Source organism: Bradyrhizobium sp., from assembly GCF_047605465.1.
GTDB lineage: Bacteria > Pseudomonadota > Alphaproteobacteria > Rhizobiales > Xanthobacteraceae > Bradyrhizobium.
On sequence record NZ_JASGFS010000011.1, the window covers coordinates 37,633 to 52,486 of the forward strand.

General features: G+C 65.2%; 15 protein-coding genes. 12 read left to right on the forward strand and 3 right to left on the reverse strand.

Going from position 1 to position 14,854, the window contains the following annotated elements; all coding sequences use genetic code 11:
- Positions 1–244: 244 nt before the first annotated feature.
- From QM712_RS12515 to QM712_RS12550, 8 genes are all read left to right on the forward strand, one after another.
- Positions 245–1,702 carry a 6-hydroxynicotinate reductase gene (locus QM712_RS12515; RefSeq protein WP_415023407.1) on the forward strand — a complete coding sequence of 486 codons (1,458 nt, stop codon included), beginning with the start codon at positions 245–247 and terminating at the stop codon, positions 1,700–1,702.
- Positions 1,699–2,598, forward strand: a complete 900-nt coding sequence (locus QM712_RS12520; protein WP_415023408.1) for a UPF0280 family protein — start codon at positions 1,699–1,701, stop codon at positions 2,596–2,598. The genes QM712_RS12515 and QM712_RS12520 overlap by 4 nt, the downstream gene beginning before the upstream one ends.
- Before the next feature lie 27 nt (positions 2,599–2,625).
- Positions 2,626–3,210, forward strand: a complete 585-nt coding sequence (locus tag QM712_RS12525) for an amino acid synthesis family protein (protein WP_415023409.1) — start codon at positions 2,626–2,628, stop codon at positions 3,208–3,210.
- A 75-nt stretch (positions 3,211–3,285) separates the two neighbouring features.
- Positions 3,286–4,488: an ABC transporter substrate-binding protein gene (locus tag QM712_RS12530; RefSeq protein WP_415023410.1), complete on the forward strand. Its 1,203-nt coding sequence runs from the start codon at positions 3,286–3,288 to the stop codon at positions 4,486–4,488.
- Positions 4,489–4,678: 190 nt separating this feature from the next.
- Positions 4,679–6,568 (forward strand): ABC transporter permease, encoded by a 1,890-nt coding sequence (locus tag QM712_RS12535; RefSeq protein ID WP_415023411.1) that lies wholly within the window; start codon positions 4,679–4,681, stop codon positions 6,566–6,568.
- A complete protein-coding gene (locus tag QM712_RS12540) occupies positions 6,565–7,356 on the forward strand; it encodes an ABC transporter ATP-binding protein (protein WP_415023412.1) in 792 nt (263 codons plus the stop codon). Before QM712_RS12535 ends, QM712_RS12540 begins: the two co-directional genes overlap by 4 nt.
- Entirely contained in the window at positions 7,353–8,057 is a 705-nt protein-coding gene (locus tag QM712_RS12545; RefSeq protein ID WP_415023413.1) for an ABC transporter ATP-binding protein, read from the forward strand. Before QM712_RS12540 ends, QM712_RS12545 begins: the two co-directional genes overlap by 4 nt.
- A gap of 14 nt (positions 8,058–8,071) precedes the next feature.
- Complete coding sequence (locus QM712_RS12550; protein ID WP_415023414.1) at positions 8,072–8,527, forward strand: MarR family winged helix-turn-helix transcriptional regulator; 456 nt, start codon at positions 8,072–8,074, stop codon at positions 8,525–8,527.
- A 62-nt stretch (positions 8,528–8,589) separates the two neighbouring features.
- Here the strand turns inward: QM712_RS12550 and QM712_RS12555 are convergent, their stop codons facing one another.
- Positions 8,590–9,786 carry an amidohydrolase family protein gene (locus tag QM712_RS12555; RefSeq protein ID WP_415023415.1) on the reverse strand — a complete coding sequence of 399 codons (1,197 nt, stop codon included), beginning with the start codon at positions 9,784–9,786 and terminating at the stop codon, positions 8,590–8,592.
- Between the two features lie 155 nt (positions 9,787–9,941).
- Between QM712_RS12555 and QM712_RS12560 the strand changes: the two genes are divergently transcribed.
- Entirely contained in the window at positions 9,942–10,715 is a 774-nt protein-coding gene (locus QM712_RS12560) for a ferredoxin--NADP reductase (protein ID WP_415023416.1), read from the forward strand.
- Between the two features lie 106 nt (positions 10,716–10,821).
- Complete coding sequence (locus QM712_RS12565) at positions 10,822–11,148, forward strand: hypothetical protein (protein ID WP_415023417.1); 327 nt, start codon at positions 10,822–10,824, stop codon at positions 11,146–11,148.
- Positions 11,149–11,334: 186 nt separating this feature from the next.
- Here QM712_RS12565 and QM712_RS12570 read toward each other — a convergent pair whose 3' ends face one another.
- Entirely contained in the window at positions 11,335–11,688 is a 354-nt protein-coding gene (locus QM712_RS12570; protein WP_415023418.1) for a hypothetical protein, read from the reverse strand.
- 124 nt (positions 11,689–11,812) lie between these two features.
- A complete protein-coding gene (locus tag QM712_RS12575; protein ID WP_415023419.1) occupies positions 11,813–13,141 on the reverse strand; it encodes a DUF763 domain-containing protein in 1,329 nt (442 codons plus the stop codon).
- Between the two features lie 123 nt (positions 13,142–13,264).
- Between QM712_RS12575 and QM712_RS12580 the strand changes: the two genes are divergently transcribed.
- The gene (locus QM712_RS12580) at positions 13,265–14,410 is read left to right on the forward strand and encodes a mechanosensitive ion channel family protein (RefSeq protein ID WP_415023420.1); all 1,146 of its coding nucleotides are present in this window, start codon (positions 13,265–13,267) and stop codon (positions 14,408–14,410) included.
- Between the two features lie 125 nt (positions 14,411–14,535).
- Positions 14,536–14,835, forward strand: coding sequence for a DUF2218 domain-containing protein (locus QM712_RS12585; RefSeq protein WP_415023421.1), 300 nt, complete (start codon positions 14,536–14,538; stop codon positions 14,833–14,835).
- Positions 14,836–14,854: the final 19 nt, after the last annotated feature.

Below are 14,854 nucleotides of genomic sequence, written 5' to 3' on the forward strand. Positions count from 1 at the left end.
GCGCTCGTGAAATCCAGTTACACGCAAAATCTACGTCGCGACGATACCGTTTGTACACAAACGTGCAAGCGGCGCATGCCGCACTGCAATGTGGTTGCCTTCTTTGTGGACAGAACGTGTAGGCAAATGCGGTTTTATGCGGCAGCAGCATCTTTTGCGCTGCACCGCCGCTTGACAGCTATCCGGAGCGCGCGCACCATCGTTCGTATACGAATGATAACCGTCGTGATCCGCTGGCTTTGACATGGTGACTGAAACGACGAGCGCCGTCTCCGACAAGATCCGCTGCGATGCCTGTCCGGTGATGTGCTACATCAAGCCGGGCGCGGCAGGCGCCTGCGACCGCTATGCCAATCACGACGGCAAACTCGTTCGCGTCGATCCTCACATCATCCTCGAACGCACGGTGTCGCAAGGCGGCAAGCTCGTGCCGTTCAGCCGCACCGAGGATTGGGACGGCAAGCTCGTGCATGAGCCCGCGACGTTCGTCACCGCGATCGGCGCGGGCACGACCTATCCGGATTACAAGCCGGCGCCGTTCATCGTGTCCTCCGAAGTCGACGGCGTCGACATGGTCACTGTCGTCACGGAGGGCATCTTCTCCTATTGCGGCATCAAGGTGAAGATCGACACCGACCGCTATCTTGGACCCGAGACCGCGACCGTGCGCGCGCAGGGTGAAGCGGTCGGCCACGTCACGACAAGCGAATACGGCTCGCAGATGCTGTCGCTCGGAGGCGTGCATCATCTGACCGGCGGCTCCAAGAAGGAAGGGCGTGTCACCTGCGACACGCTGATGGATCTCGCCAACTGCAAGGCGGTTGAACTTACCATCGACGGCGGCGCCAGCGTGGTGGTGCAGGCCGGCCAGGCGCCGATCGTGAACGGCGTCAAGGAAGAGCGCATGCGGGTCGGCTGTGGCTCGGCGACGATCGGCATGTTCGCCAAGCAATGGCATGGCAAGGTCGACGAGGTCGTCGTCGTCGACGATCACATCACCGGCGTGCTCAGCGAGCATCAGGCCGGCAAGCTGCTCGACATCGTCGACACCGGCATCAAGATGAAGGGCCGCCGCTCGACGCCCGGCCGCTATTTCCAGGTCGCCGACCCCGGAACGGGCTGGGGCGGCACGAACATCTCCGATCCGCTGTCGATCCTCGGCCCCTTCGACGCCAAGGAAGCAAAAGCCGGGCTGACGATGCTGATGGTGTCCACGACCGGCGAGCATTCGTCCTATTATGTGCTCGACGAGGCCCTGAAGCCGGTCGAGACGGAGATGCCCGACGATCTCAAATTCTCGGTCGATCGCATCCAGGAGAATTGTGAACCGGCGCTGTGCACGGTGCTGTTCATGGCGGGGGCCGGCGGCTCCTTACGTGCGGGCGTCACCGACAATCCGGTGCGGCTGACGCGTTCGGTGAAGGACGCGCTGACGCGTGTCACCAGCGGCGGGGCGCCGGTCTATGTCTGGCCGGGCGGCGGCATCACCTACATGGTCGACGTGACGCAGATGCCGGCCGGTGCGTTCGGCTATGTCCCGACGCCGGCGCTGGTCGCGCCGATCGAATTCACGATGAAGCTGTCCGACTATGCCGCGCTCGGCGGCCACATGGACTATGTCAAGCCGCTCTCCGAGGTGAAGGGCGGTGACGATGTCCGGCAGTTACCCTGGCACAATCCGATCCCGGTGCGCCGCGCATGACGAGGTCACCGCAAATCGCGTTGCTGTCTGATGGCCGGCGGCTGCATTTGCAGGATGGACCGATCGATCTGATCGTCGAGGCGAGGGGGCCGGCAGGCGAGGTGCGTGCGGCCTACGAGGCGGCGGCGCGGCGGTTTACCGGGTTGCTCGACGAACTCTGCGCGGAATTGCCTGACCTGCGGATGGCGGCCGAACCGGGGCGAACCCCGCTCACGGGTGTTGTCGCCCGGCGCATGCACGCCGCGGTCGCGCCTTATGCCGCCGATTGCTTCATCACGCCGATGGCGGCGGTGGCGGGCAGCGTGGCGGAGGAGATCCTGGGCGCGATGCTTGGCGCGGCGATGCTCGAGCGCGCCTATGTCAACAATGGCGGGGACATCGCGCTTCATCTCGGCGAGGGCGAGCATTTCGCGGTCGGCCTGATGGACCGGCCGGACAGCGACGGCGTGATGCGCACGATAAGGATCGCGGCCGATGATCCGGTTCGGGGCGTCGCGACCAGCGGCCGTCATGGCCGCAGTTTTTCGCTCGGCATCGCCGACGCGGTGACGGTGCTCGCGGCGACGGCCGCGCAAGCCGATGCGGCGGCGACCGTCATCGCCAATGCCGTCGATCTGCCCGCGCATCCCGCCATCATCCGGCAGCCTGCCAACGAACTGCAGCCGGACAGCGATCTCGGCGCACGCCTCGTGACCCGCGATGTCGTTGCCTTGTCGCGGTACGAGACTGCTGCGGCGCTCGAATCTGGCGCGGAATGTGCACGGCAATTATTCGATCGCGGATTGATCGAGGGTGCCGTGTTGCAGCTTTGTGGTGATATGATCGTCATCGGAACGAAGGATATTGAACGGCAACGATCGCGCCCGCTTTTGCCGGAGAACGCGGTTCATGCCTGAGCAGGGAAACGAGTCGAGGAAGCAGCCATGAGCGCGATCATCCGCAAGATCGTCACCGTCGTCGAAGAGACGCAGATGGAGATGGGCCGCCAGGTGTCGCCGCCGACGCGGCGCGCGGCCGCCATCGCCGTGATCGAAAATCCTTTCGCCGGGAAATACGTCGAGGATCTCTCGCCCCTGATCGCGATCGGCGAGGAGCTCGGCGACCTCCTGTCCAGGCGCGCGGTGGCCGCGCTCGGCATCGAGGGCTCCAAGGCGCACAGCTACGGCAAGGCGGCGGCGGTCGGCGAGAACGGCGAGCTGGAGCATGCCGCCGCGATCCTCCACCCGAAGATGGGTGCGCCGGTGCGCAAGGTGCTGGGCAAGGGCGCGGCCCTGATTCCCTCATCCAAGAAGCGCAGCGGGCCCGGCACGACGCTCGACATTCCGCTGGGGCATAAGGACGCGGCCTTTGTGCGCAGTCATTTCGACGGCATGGAGGTACAGATCAACGACGCACCGCGTGCCAACGAGATCATGGTCGCGGTCGCCGTCACCGACAGCGGCCGTCCGCTGCCGCGCGTCGGCGGGCTGACGGTCGCGGAGATCAAGGGTGAAGACGGCTTGAAGTAGGGCATGATCCGGAGACACGGGGACGGCTTCTCCGGTCGGATCGTGCGGAAACAGGGTTCAAAACTGGAGGTTGGGATGCGAGCAAGAAACTACGTTGTCGGCGCGGCCTTCGCGCTTCTGGCCGGCGGCCTCGGCCATTCGGCGCTGGCGCAGGACATCAAGATCGGCGAGATCAACAGCTATTCGCTGCTGCCGTCCTTCACCGAGCCCTATCGCAAGGGCTGGCAGCTGGCGGTCGAAGAAATCAACGCGGCGGGCGGTATCAACGGCAAGAAGCTCGTCGTCATCTCCAAGGACGATGGCGGCAAGCCGGCGGATGCGCAGACCGCGGCCAACGAGCTCGTCTCGAGCGAGGGCGTCGCGATGCTGACGGGCACATTCCTGTCGAATATCGGCCTCGCCGTCAGCGACTTCGCCAACCAGAAGAAGGTGTTCTTCCTCGCGGCCGAGCCGCTGACCGACGCCGTGACCTGGTCGAAGGGCAACAAATACACCTTCCGCCTGCGGCCCTCGAACTACATGCAGGCCGCGATGCTGGTGGAAGCCGCCGCGAAGCTGCCGGCCAAGCGCTGGGCGACGATCGCGCCGAACTACGAATACGGCCAGTCGGCGGTGTCGGTGTTCAAGAAGCTGATGTCGGAAAAGCGCCCCGACATCCAGTGGGTCGACGAGCAGTGGCCGCCGCAGGGTAAGATCGACGCGGGTCCGGTCGTGCAGGCCGTCGCCGCGGCGAATCCCGAGGCGATCCTCAACGTCACCTTCGGTCCCGACCTCGTGAAGCTCGTGCGCGAAGGCAACACCCGAGGCCTGTTCAAGGGACGCGAGGTCGTGTCCTTCCTGACCGGCGAGCCCGAATATCTCGATCCGCTCAAGGACGAAACGCCGGAAGGCTGGATCGTCACCGGCTATCCCTGGTACTCGATCAAGACGCCTGAGCATGACGCGTTCCTGAAGGCCTACCAGGCCAAGTACAACGACTATCCGCGTCTCGGCTCGATCGTCGGCTACCAGACCATCAAGGCGGCAGCGGCGATCATCGCCAAGGCCGGCTCGACCGACACCGACAAGATGATCGCGGCGGCCGAAGGCATCTCGATGCCGTCACCGTTCGGCGAGATCACCTTCCGCAAGATCGACCACCAGTCGACGCTCGGAGCCTATCTCGGCAAGACCGCGCAGAAGGACGGCAAGGGTGTGATGGTGGACTCCGTCTACAAGAAGGGCTCGGACTATCTGCCGAGCGACGCCGAAGTCGAGAAGCTGCGTCCGAAGGACTGATTTCTGTCCTCTCTCTCCTCGCGTGCGGGGAGAGCGGTGAGGTGAAGGGGATCCGCGGTGGAGGTGTCCACCGAGTTCGCGGAGACTCCCCCTCACCGGAATTGCTTCGCAATTCGACCTCTCCCCGCACGCGGGGAGAGGTGAACCAAGACCGACATGCTCTGGCATGCACTTCCAACCCGGACCGCCGATGGCCTTTTACATCGTACAGTTTCTGACCGGTCTCGCCAGTGCAGCCTCGCTGTTTCTGGTGGCCTCGGGTCTGTCGATCATTTTCGGCGTGACGCGGATCGTGAATTTCGCGCACGGCGCGTTCTACATGATCGGCGCCTATATCGCCTTCACGCTGACCGAGCGTTTCTCGGGCGCGTTCGGCTTCTGGGGTGGGGTGGTCATGGCCGCGCTCGCGGTGGCGGTGATCGGCGTCATCGTGGAGATGGTGCTGCTGCGGCGGATCTACCACGCGCCCGAACTGTTCCAGCTGCTCGGCACGTTCGGCCTGACCCTGATGGTCGAGGATCTCGTGGTGCTGATCTGGGGGCCCGATGATCTCGTCGGCCGCCGCGCGCCGGGCTTCAAGGGCGCGGTGGATTTCTTCGGGCAGAACATCCCGAGCTACGACCTGTTCCTGATCGTGCTGGGGCCGGTGGTGCTCGGCGTCCTCTGGCTGCTGTTCCAGCGCACGCGCTGGGGCGTGCTGGTGCGCGCGGCGACGCAGGATCGCGACATGGTCGCGGCGCTCGGCGTCAACCAGAAATGGCTGTTCACTTCCGTGTTTGCGGTCGGCGTGTTCCTCGCCGCACTCGGCGGCGCGCTCCAGATTCCGCGCGATGCCGTGCATCACGCCATGGATCTGCGCATCATCGTCGAGGTCTTCGTCGTGGTTGTGATCGGTGGCCTCGGCAGCATCGTCGGCGCCTTCGTCGCCGCCGTTCTCGTGTCCGAACTCAACGCCTTCGGCATCCTGATCTTCCCGAAGATCTCCATCATCCTCGTCTTCCTGGTGATGGCGGCGGTGCTGATCGTGCGACCCTGGGGCCTGTTCGGCAAGCCGGAAGCCGCCGCGCGCAAGACACCCGGCCTCACCGTCAACCCGTGGCGTCCGCTGACCTCGAACGAGCGGCTGCTCGCGCTCGCAGCGCTCGTCGCCGCAGCGATGCTGCCGCTGGTCGCCGGCAATTACGCCCTGACCGTCGGTTCCGAGATCGCGATCTTCGTGATCTTCGCGGTCAGCCTGCATTTCCTGATGTCGGTCGGCGGGCTCGCCTCGTTCGGGCACGCCGCCTATTTCGGCCTCGGCGCCTATGGTGTCGCGTTCCTCGCCAAGATGGCGGGGCTGCCGATGATCGTGTGCCTCCTGCTCGGACCGCTGCTCGGTTGCATGGGCGCCGCGGTGTTCGGCTTCTTCGCCGTACAGCTCTCCGGCGTCTATTTCGCGATGCTGACGCTCGCTTTCGCCCAGATCGTGTGGTCGATCGCGTTCCAGTGGGTGAGCGTGACCGGTGGCGACAACGGCATCCTCGGCGTTTGGCCCGCGAGTTGGGCGGCGAGCCCGGCGCATTTCTACTGGCTCGCGCTCGGCGTCGCGGCGCTCGTCACGATCGCGCTGCGTGTCGCGGTGTTCTCGCCGTTCGGCTATTCGCTCCGGGCTACGCGCGACTCCGTGCTGCGCAGCGAGGCGGTCGGCATCAACGCCAAGCGTATCCAGTGGACGGCGTTCGTGATCGCGGGCACGACGGCCGGCATCGGCGGCGCGCTGTTCGCCTATCTCAAGGGCAGCGTCTTTCCCGACAATCTCGGCATCTCACTCTCGGTCGATGCGCTGGTCATGGTGCTGCTCGGCGGCGTCGAAACGGTGTCGGGCGGGGTGATCGGCGCCATCGTCTACAAGGCGCTCAACATCTGGCTGGTCAGCCAGACCGATCTGTCGAAGCTCGTGCTGGGCGGCTTCATCGTTCTGATCGTCGTCGTGTTTCCCAAGGGCATCGTCGGCATGCTGGAGATTCTGGCTCAGCGGCGCCGGAAGACATCGCCGCCGGGATCGACCTTGCTCGTCAAGCCGATCGAGTCCGCCGAATGAGCGTCGCACCCCCACTTCTCGCCGTCGAAGGCCTGACCAAATCCTATGGCGGCATTCACGCCGTGCGCGGCGTCTCGTTCTCGTTGCGCGCCGGCGAGATCCTCGCGCTGATCGGCCCGAACGGGGCCGGCAAAAGCACCTGCTTCGACATGCTCAACGGCCAGAACCGGCCGGACTCCGGCCAAGTTCGCCTGCTCGGCGAGGAGATCACCGGCAAGAAGCCGCGCGAGATCTGGCGGCTCGGCGTCGGGCGCACCTTCCAGATCACCGCGACGTTCGCGACCATGACCGTCCGCGAGAATGTGCAGGTTGCGCTGATCTCGCACGCGAAGAAGCTGTTCAATCTCTGGGGCTCGGCGCCGAATTTCGACCGCGGCGAGGCCGGCCGTCTGCTCGAACTGGTCGGCATGAACGGCTATGCCGACCGGCCCTGCGGCGAGCTCGCCTATGGCGACCTCAAGCGTCTCGAACTCGCGGTTGCTCTCGCCAACCAGCCCAGGCTGCTGCTGATGGACGAGCCGACGGCGGGCATGGCGCCGCGCGAACGCGTCGACCTGATGCGGCTGACGGCAAGCATCGCGCGGGAGAAGTCGATCGGCGTGCTCTTCACAGAGCACGACATGGACGTGGTGTTCGAGCATGCCGACCGCATCATCGTGCTCAACCGCGGCACGCTGATCGCCGAGGGATCGCCGGCGGAGGTGCGTGGCAACCCGCAGGTGCAGGCGGTCTATCTCGGCGAAGGCCTCGTCTACGATGCCCGTCATCGCGAGGGAGCCTCGGCATGAAGCTCACGGTCGAGGGGCTCAACAGCCATTACGGCCCGGCGCATATCCTGTTCGACATCGGGTTCGAGGTCGGGGAGGGCGAGGTCGTCGCGCTGCTCGGGCGGAACGGCGCCGGCAAGTCGACCACGTTCCGCTCGATCGTCGGTCTCGTCGCGCAACGCTCCGGCCGGATCATGTTCGAGGGCAAGGACGTCTCGGTGCGGCCGACCCATGAGATCGTGCGCGAAGGGCTCGGCTATGTGCCGGAGGAGCGGCGCATCTTCACGGACCTGACGGTCGAGGAGAATCTCGAAGTCGGCCGTCAGCCGAAGCGGCCCAACGCGCCGTACTGGACGCGCGAGAAGCTGTTCACGCTGTTCCCGAATCTGGGCGAGATGCGAGGCCGCCCGGGCGGCCGCATGAGCGGCGGCGAGCAGCAGATGCTGACGATCGCCCGTACGCTGATGGGCAATCCGTCGCTGGTGCTGCTCGACGAGCCGTCGGAGGGGCTATCGCCCAAGATCGTAGAGCAGATGGTCGACGCCATCCTGACCATGAAGAAAGAGGGCGTCAGCATCGTGGTCTCCGAGCAGAATTTGCACTTCGCGCGGCTGATCTCCGATCGCGCCTACATCATCGAACGGGGCCGCATCTGTTTCGGCGGCACGATGGCCGAACTCGACGCGCGCCCGGATATCCGTGACGCGCATCTGTCGTTGTGAAGGGCGGGGAACGGATGGCGAGAAGCGTCGCGACGAAGAAGAGCGTCAAGCTGGCGAAACCGTCCTACGTGCTCGACGAGCAGGTCGGTTTCATCCTGCGCCTGGTCTCGCAGCGCCACAGCGCGATCTTTGCCCGCGACATCGGCACCAATCTCACGCCGACGCAATGGGCGGCGCTGTCGAAGCTCGCCGAGACCGGTCCGTGCTCGCAGAACCAGCTCGGACGGCTGACGGCGATGGACGTGGCCACCATCAAGGGCGTGATCGACCGGCTGACCGCACGCGGGTTGACGGAGACGAGCTCAGATCCGGAAGACGGCCGCCGGCTGCTGGTCAGCCTGACGCGCGTCGGTCAGCAGCTTGCGGAAAAGCTGGCCTCGAACGCACTCGCGATCACCCGCGAAACCCTCGCGCCGCTCGATGCCAAAGAGCGCGAGATGCTGATGGTGCTGCTGAACAAGCTGAGGTGAAGCAATCCTGCCGTTCCGGGGCACGCGCATCGCGCGTGAACCCGGAATGACGGCAAAGTTCGTTACTTGGCCACGACCTCCGGCACCTTGCCCGCGGGCGGCGTGTTGCGGCTGCGCTGGGTGCGCACGATGCCGTCGATGATGGTCATGCCGATGCCGGGGAGATCGCCGAGCTGCACGCTCTCCAGGATGTTCTTGCCGGGCGAATGCTGCGCCTTGTCCATGATGACGAAATCGGCGGCGCGGCCGACCTCGATCAGGCCGCAATCGAGCTGGCGCATCCGCGCGGTGTTGCCGGTGGCGAGGCAGAACGCGATCTCGGCCGGCAGCTCGCCGAGCGAGGACAGCATCGAGACCATGCGCAGGATGCCGAGCGGCTGCACGCCGGAGCCGGCCGGCCCGTCGGTGCCCAGGATCACGCGGTGCAGATCCCCCATCTCGCGCGCGATGCGCAGAGTGTAGAGCGCCGAGCGCTCATTGCCGTTGTGGACGATCTCGAGCCCGCGCTTGCAGCCCTCGCAGATGCATCGGATCTGATCGTCGGGCAGGGCGGTGTGGCCGCCATTGATGTGCCCGACCACGTCGGTGTCGGCCTCCAGCACCACGTCCTTGTCGATCAGGCCGGAGCCGGGGATCGAGGGGCCGCCGGTGTGGATCGTGCTCTGGATGCCGTATTTGCGGGCCCAGCCGACCATCTTCCGCGCCGTCGGGCCGTCCTTGACGCCGCCGAGACCGACCTCGCCGAGCAGCTTGACGCCGTTGGCGGCAAGCTCCTTGAAGTCCTCCTCGACCATCTCGCATTCGATCACCGGCGCGCCGGCGTGAACCTTCACGCCGCCGGGACGCAGTGTCCAGAACGCGCGCTGGGCGAACACGGCCATGGCCTTGAGGCCGACCACGTCGCGGGGGCGGCCGGGCATGTGCACTTCGCCCGCGGAGATCATGGTGGTGATGCCGCCATGGAGCGAGCTGTCGATCCAGTTGATCTGGTTCTGCCGCGGCGTCCAGTCGCCCGCCACGGGATGGACGTGGCTGTCGATCAGGCCGGGTGTCACCGTCGTGCCGTTGGCATCGACGATCGTGGTCGCGCCTTCCGTGTCGACGTCCTTGAAGCGGCCGATCGCGGTGATCTTGCCGTTCTCGGCAACGATGGTGTCGCCATCCAGGATCGGCTTTTCCAGGGCGCCGGACAGGATCAGGCCGATATTGCGGATCACGAGCTTCGAAGGTCCGGTGGCCTGGGGGGCGTCATGCGCCATGGAAGGGCTCCTCATTCCTAACTGCAACGCTCGCGATCTTGGGCAGCCTTGACCCCGGGATCAAGCGGGATTATTCATTAGTATACGAATGATCGTGTACAAACGACGCATAGCTGACCGCCTCGGAACCGCCATACGCGACACGGAAGGGTGAGATGAGCAATTTCGATCAGGAAAGCGTTTTAAGCGTCCACCACTGGACCGACACGCTGTTCAGCTTCAAGACCACCCGCAGCCCGACCTTCCGCTTCCGGAGCGGCGAATTCACCATGATCGGACTCAAGGTCGGCGAGAAGCCGCTGCTGCGGGCCTACAGCGTCGCCAGTGCCAATTACGAGGACACGCTGGAGTTCTTCTCGATCAAGGTGCCGGACGGCCCGCTGACTTCGCGTCTCCAGCATCTGAAGGAAGGCGACGAGATCATCGTCAGCCGCAAGGCCACCGGCACGCTGGTGATCGACAATCTCGAGGAGGGCCGGAACCTCTATCTGATCGGCACCGGCACCGGCCTCGCGCCGTTCCTGAGCGTGATCAAGGACCCCGAAACCTACGAGCGGTTCGAGAAGGTCGTGCTGCTGCACGGCTGCCGTCACGTGAGGGAGCTCGCCTATGGCGAGATGATCACCGAGACGCTGCCGAAGGACGAACTGCTCGGCGACTATATCCGCAACCAGCTCATCTACTACCCGACCGTGACGCGCGATCCCTTCCGCAACCGCGGCCGCATCACCGACCTCATCACCTCGGGCAAACTGTTTGCCGATATCGGCCTGCCGGCGCTCGAAGCGGCGCACGACCGCGTGATGATCTGCGGCAGCCCGGCGCTGGTCGCCGATACCCGCACGCTCCTGAGCGAGCGTGGCCTCGTCGAGGGCAACCACGGCGAGCCGGCCCAGTTCGTGGTCGAAAAGGCGTTCGCTGAGCGCTGATCGCGGCATTTCCGCGCAACAAAGCCGCATTTTGGCCGCCCGGCGGGCGTTGCGGCGCCGATTCGGCGCGCGATACTATGTGGGACCGAATCAGCGGAGTTCCCACATGGTTGCGGACAGCGACAGCAATATCGCCTGGCACCGGGTTCAGTTGAAGAAGAACCGCACCGAGCTGAAGGCGCTCGAGACCGCTCGTTTCACGATGGGCGAGATCGCCTCGTCGAAGCGCAACGGACAGACCGAGAAGACGATCGCGGAACTCAAGCGCAAGATCGCGCAATCCGAACGCGCGATCGCGGATCACGACAAGCGCACGCGCCGTCCGCTGGCGACCGACCAGCAGAGCCTGAGCACCGGCAGCTGGAGTCATTGGGACGCCTACACCAACCAGCAGCAGCGCAAGACCGGTCAGCGCCCGCCGGGCCGGGGATAGCCAGGCCTTCGCCCGGCGTCGCCTCTCTGCGCTGGTGGATGCCGGCCTATGTCGGGACGATCGCCGACAACATGCTGAGGGCGAGCTGGGGCGCGCGCGGACCTCTCAACGCCGTCCACATCGTGGTCGGCATTGCCTGGCCGAAGCGGCGGAGCTTTCCGCAGATGCTTCGCACGAAAGCGAAATCTACTCGGACGGGAAGGGACGCTCAGCCTCGGCTGTTCCGATTGCCGCGCCATCCTTCGCTTTGACGACCGCCTTGTAAGTGTAGAGCCCGGGGTTGCACGGAGCGAACGTTCGAATCGCCTCCGCGGGAATGACCCCGTCCGACGGCAACGTGATCTCTTGCCCTCCCATATCCCGGTGGTTCGGACCCTGCAGTGTGAGGAGCACGAGTTTTGCGCCGGCAGGCAATTGTTTCAGTCGTATCTCCGGATTCGAAAACAGCGTGAGACAACCCTTCGTGCCTCGAAAGGTGAAGTCCATCGACAGCGGATCGGCGAGGGCCCCATTGGATAGAAGAAGCGCAAGGGACAGCACCGGCAGTCTTAGTGTCCGAGGTAGGAAACGGGGCATGATTCTCTGCGCGTTTGAGCAATATTGGTGCGGCGGTGGGACCGTAGAGACAGACGGCATCCACTGCAATTCAACCGCCTAATTAACCTCACCGAGAAACCTTAACGGCGGAAGCCGCGTCCCTTTGACCGACTTCTTCACGGTCGAGGCTTCTGACATCGTCGCGCCGGCTAAGGGACTTGCTTCCAGCGACGAGATCGCGCTCCCAGCCGAACACGGATCGGCCGTCGAGATCGGGCGATGCCGCGCGCTCTCCGGCAATGTAGGTCTCGACCGACGGGCCGCGCGCGTTGCGCTCAAGCCGGCGGGCCTGGTCGTCGAGGCGCTTGATGGCCTGCACCTCTTCCTCGCGACCGAGCTTCGCGTTCTGGATCGCCCCCTTCAGCACGCGGATGGTCTCGTCATAGACCTTGATCGGGACTGGGTAGGGATGCCGGTCCTTGCCGCCATGGGCGAGCGAAAAGCGTGCCGGATCGGTGAAGCGGTAGGGTGCGCCGTGCACGATTTCGGCGACCATCGCGAGCGAACGCACCGTGCGCGCGCCGACGCCGGGCGTCAGCAGCAATTCGGGAAAATCGACCGGGCCGCGTTCGGCCGCGGCCAGCAGTGTGCCGTGCAGGCGGCGCGCGAACACGTCCTTCGGCCGCACGTCGTGGTACGCTGGCATGATCAGATGCGGCAGCATGCCCTGCGCCGGCTCAGGCGCCGTGCCGGTGAGCCGTTCGAATTCGCCGAGGATGCGGTCGGGGCCGAGATCGGTGAGCAGCTCGAGCTGCGCGGCACGCGAAACGTCGGCGCGATGATCCGTGAGATTGACGACCTCACCCTGCTGCGGGCCGTCGATTGCGCTGTGCGGCGCGTCGACAAAGCTCTTCAAAGCCTCTGAATGCCAGTGATAGCGGCGTGCCTGGCGCTTGTCGCCGTTCATGCCCTGCTGCACCACCGTCCATTTGCCGTCGGCGGTGACGAAGAAACCGTGCAGGTAGAGGTCGAAGCCGTCCTGCACGGCGGCGCTGTCGACCTTGGCCACCAGGCGGCTGGCGCGCGTGAGCTGCGCGCCGTCGAAGCCGACGCGATCGCCGAGCTGCAGCAGCTCGTCCGGCGTCTTGCGCGAATGCTGCCCGCGTCCGCCGCAGACATAGATGCCGAGCTCGTCCTGCAGCGGGCCGAGACCGCGCTTCAGCGCGCCGATCACGGATGTCGTGATGCCCGAGGAGTGCCAGTCCATTCCCATCACGGCGCCGAACGACTGGAACCAGAACGGATGCGACAGGCGCTGGAGGAATGCGTCGCGGCCGTAATGATGCACGATCGCCTGCGTCACGATCGCGCCGAGCGAAGCCATGCGGGTCGCGAGCCACGGCGGAACCCGTCCGCTGTGGAGAGGAAGATCGGCGCTGCCGGTACGTCGAGTCATGACTGTCCCAAATTAGCGCAGTCCCATGACGGTTGCACCAGTGGAATGCTGCATTGCGTGGTGCGGGGGAGCCAAGCCTGCGGGAATGCGTTGAGCCGACGCAACTGGAAGCGCGGGACCCCCATGAACCGGCATTCACTGATGGCCGAGATCGACCGGATGTTCGGCTGGATACCGTCATGGTTCGTCGGCCTTTGCCTCGTCGTCGGCGCGATGCTGATTGCCCTGTCGATTTACCGGCTTGCAGTGTGGCTGCTCAATCGCGCGTTCGGAACCCGTCTTCCTCTCATGACCGTGTTCATCGAGCGGACATCCGGTCCGACCCAGCTCGCGCTGTGCCTTGCCGCCGTCGCGCTGGTTCTGCCGCTCGCGCCGCTGGACGATGCGTTCCGCACGCCGTTGACGAGCCTGTTCGTGGTCGCCTTCATCGCGCTGATCGGGTGGATCTCGATCCGGATCGTCGACATGAGCGCGGCGCGATACCTGCAGAATTTCCGTGACGTCACCGAGAATTTCGTCGCGCGCAAGCATGTCACCCAGGTGCGCGTGTTCAAGCGCGTGACCGACATCATCATCGTCATCATCACCGTCTCGACCGCGCTCATGACGTTCGACTCGGTCAGGCAATACGGCGTCAGCCTGTTCGCCTCGGCCGGTGCGGCCGGTATCATCGTCGGTCTCGCCGCGCGGCCGCTGCTGAGCAATTTGATCGCGGGCCTGCAGATCGCGATCACCCAGCCGATCCGCATCGAGGATGCCGTCATCATCGAGAATGAATGGGGCTGGGTTGAGGACATCGCGGCGACGTATGTGGTGATCCGGCTGTGGGATTGGCGCCGCATGGTGGTGCCGCTGTCCTACTTCATCGAAAAGCCGTTCCAGAACTGGACCCGCGACACCGCGTCCCTCATCGGCGTCATCGCGCTCCATGTCGACTATCGCGCCGACGTGCCGCGCATCCGGCGCTGGCTGGAGGGCGCGGTGAAGGAAAGCAAGCTTTGGGATGGCGCGGTGGTCAATCTCCAGGTCATCGACGCGGATTCTCGCACCATCGAGCTCCGCGCGCTGGTCAGTGCCAGGAACGCGCCGCAATCCTGGGACCTGCGCTGCGAGATGCGGGAGAAGCTCATTGCCTTCATCCGCGACGAGATGCCGGAAGCGCTGCCGCGCGAGCGCGCGATCCTGATCCCGCAGGGAGGGGGCGACGACACCGAATTCCTGAATCGCTCGAGCCCGCGGGACGCGATGCGGGCGAGTGCGCGCAACTGACGCGCGCCTGCGGCCGGCGTCTCACGGCATCGTTAGCCGCGGACGGCTTGCCCGAGAATGACGGGCCATCTATGGGACGGGGCAGGGCAGGCATCGCCTGCAATTGGTCCGAACAGGCATCCCGCATGAATCATTCCGTGGCAGAGATCACCACCGACCGCGCCAGCATCTATCTCCAGCAGCTCTGCAAGCATTTTGCGCACAAGCTGCCGGTCGAGTTCACGCCTGAGCGAGGCACGATCCCCTTCACGGTCGGGACGTGCAGGCTCGAGGCCGCGGGCGAAACGCTGACGCTGAAGGCGGAGGCCGAGAACGCGGATCTCCTCACGCAGGTCGAGGGTATCGTGGAGCGTCATCTCGTTCGCTTCGCCTTCCGCGATCCGCCGAAAATCGTCTGGCAGGCCGCGGGGCAGCCGACGCATTGAAACCGGCGGGCAGAGCCCG

Excerpts from the sequence above, each read along its gene's own strand:
- QM712_RS12515 (WP_415023407.1), top strand. The coding sequence starts at position 245 with ATGGTGACTGAAACGACGAGCGCCGTCTCCGACAAGATCCGCTGCGAT.
- QM712_RS12520 (WP_415023408.1), top strand. The coding sequence starts at position 1,699 with ATGACGAGGTCACCGCAAATCGCGTTGCTGTCTGATGGCCGGCGGCTG.
- QM712_RS12525 (WP_415023409.1), top strand. The coding sequence starts at position 2,626 with ATGAGCGCGATCATCCGCAAGATCGTCACCGTCGTCGAAGAGACGCAG.
- QM712_RS12530 (WP_415023410.1), top strand. The coding sequence starts at position 3,286 with ATGCGAGCAAGAAACTACGTTGTCGGCGCGGCCTTCGCGCTTCTGGCC.
- QM712_RS12535 (WP_415023411.1), top strand. The coding sequence starts at position 4,679 with ATGGCCTTTTACATCGTACAGTTTCTGACCGGTCTCGCCAGTGCAGCC.
- QM712_RS12540 (WP_415023412.1), top strand. The coding sequence starts at position 6,565 with ATGAGCGTCGCACCCCCACTTCTCGCCGTCGAAGGCCTGACCAAATCC.
- QM712_RS12545 (WP_415023413.1), top strand. The coding sequence starts at position 7,353 with ATGAAGCTCACGGTCGAGGGGCTCAACAGCCATTACGGCCCGGCGCAT.
- QM712_RS12550 (WP_415023414.1), top strand. The coding sequence starts at position 8,072 with ATGGCGAGAAGCGTCGCGACGAAGAAGAGCGTCAAGCTGGCGAAACCG.
- QM712_RS12555 (WP_415023415.1), bottom strand. The coding sequence starts at position 9,786 with ATGGCGCATGACGCCCCCCAGGCCACCGGACCTTCGAAGCTCGTGATC.
- QM712_RS12560 (WP_415023416.1), top strand. The coding sequence starts at position 9,942 with ATGAGCAATTTCGATCAGGAAAGCGTTTTAAGCGTCCACCACTGGACC.
- QM712_RS12565 (WP_415023417.1), top strand. The coding sequence starts at position 10,822 with ATGGTTGCGGACAGCGACAGCAATATCGCCTGGCACCGGGTTCAGTTG.
- QM712_RS12575 (WP_415023419.1), bottom strand. The coding sequence starts at position 13,141 with ATGACTCGACGTACCGGCAGCGCCGATCTTCCTCTCCACAGCGGACGG.
- QM712_RS12580 (WP_415023420.1), top strand. The coding sequence starts at position 13,265 with ATGAACCGGCATTCACTGATGGCCGAGATCGACCGGATGTTCGGCTGG.
- QM712_RS12585 (WP_415023421.1), top strand. The coding sequence starts at position 14,536 with ATGAATCATTCCGTGGCAGAGATCACCACCGACCGCGCCAGCATCTAT.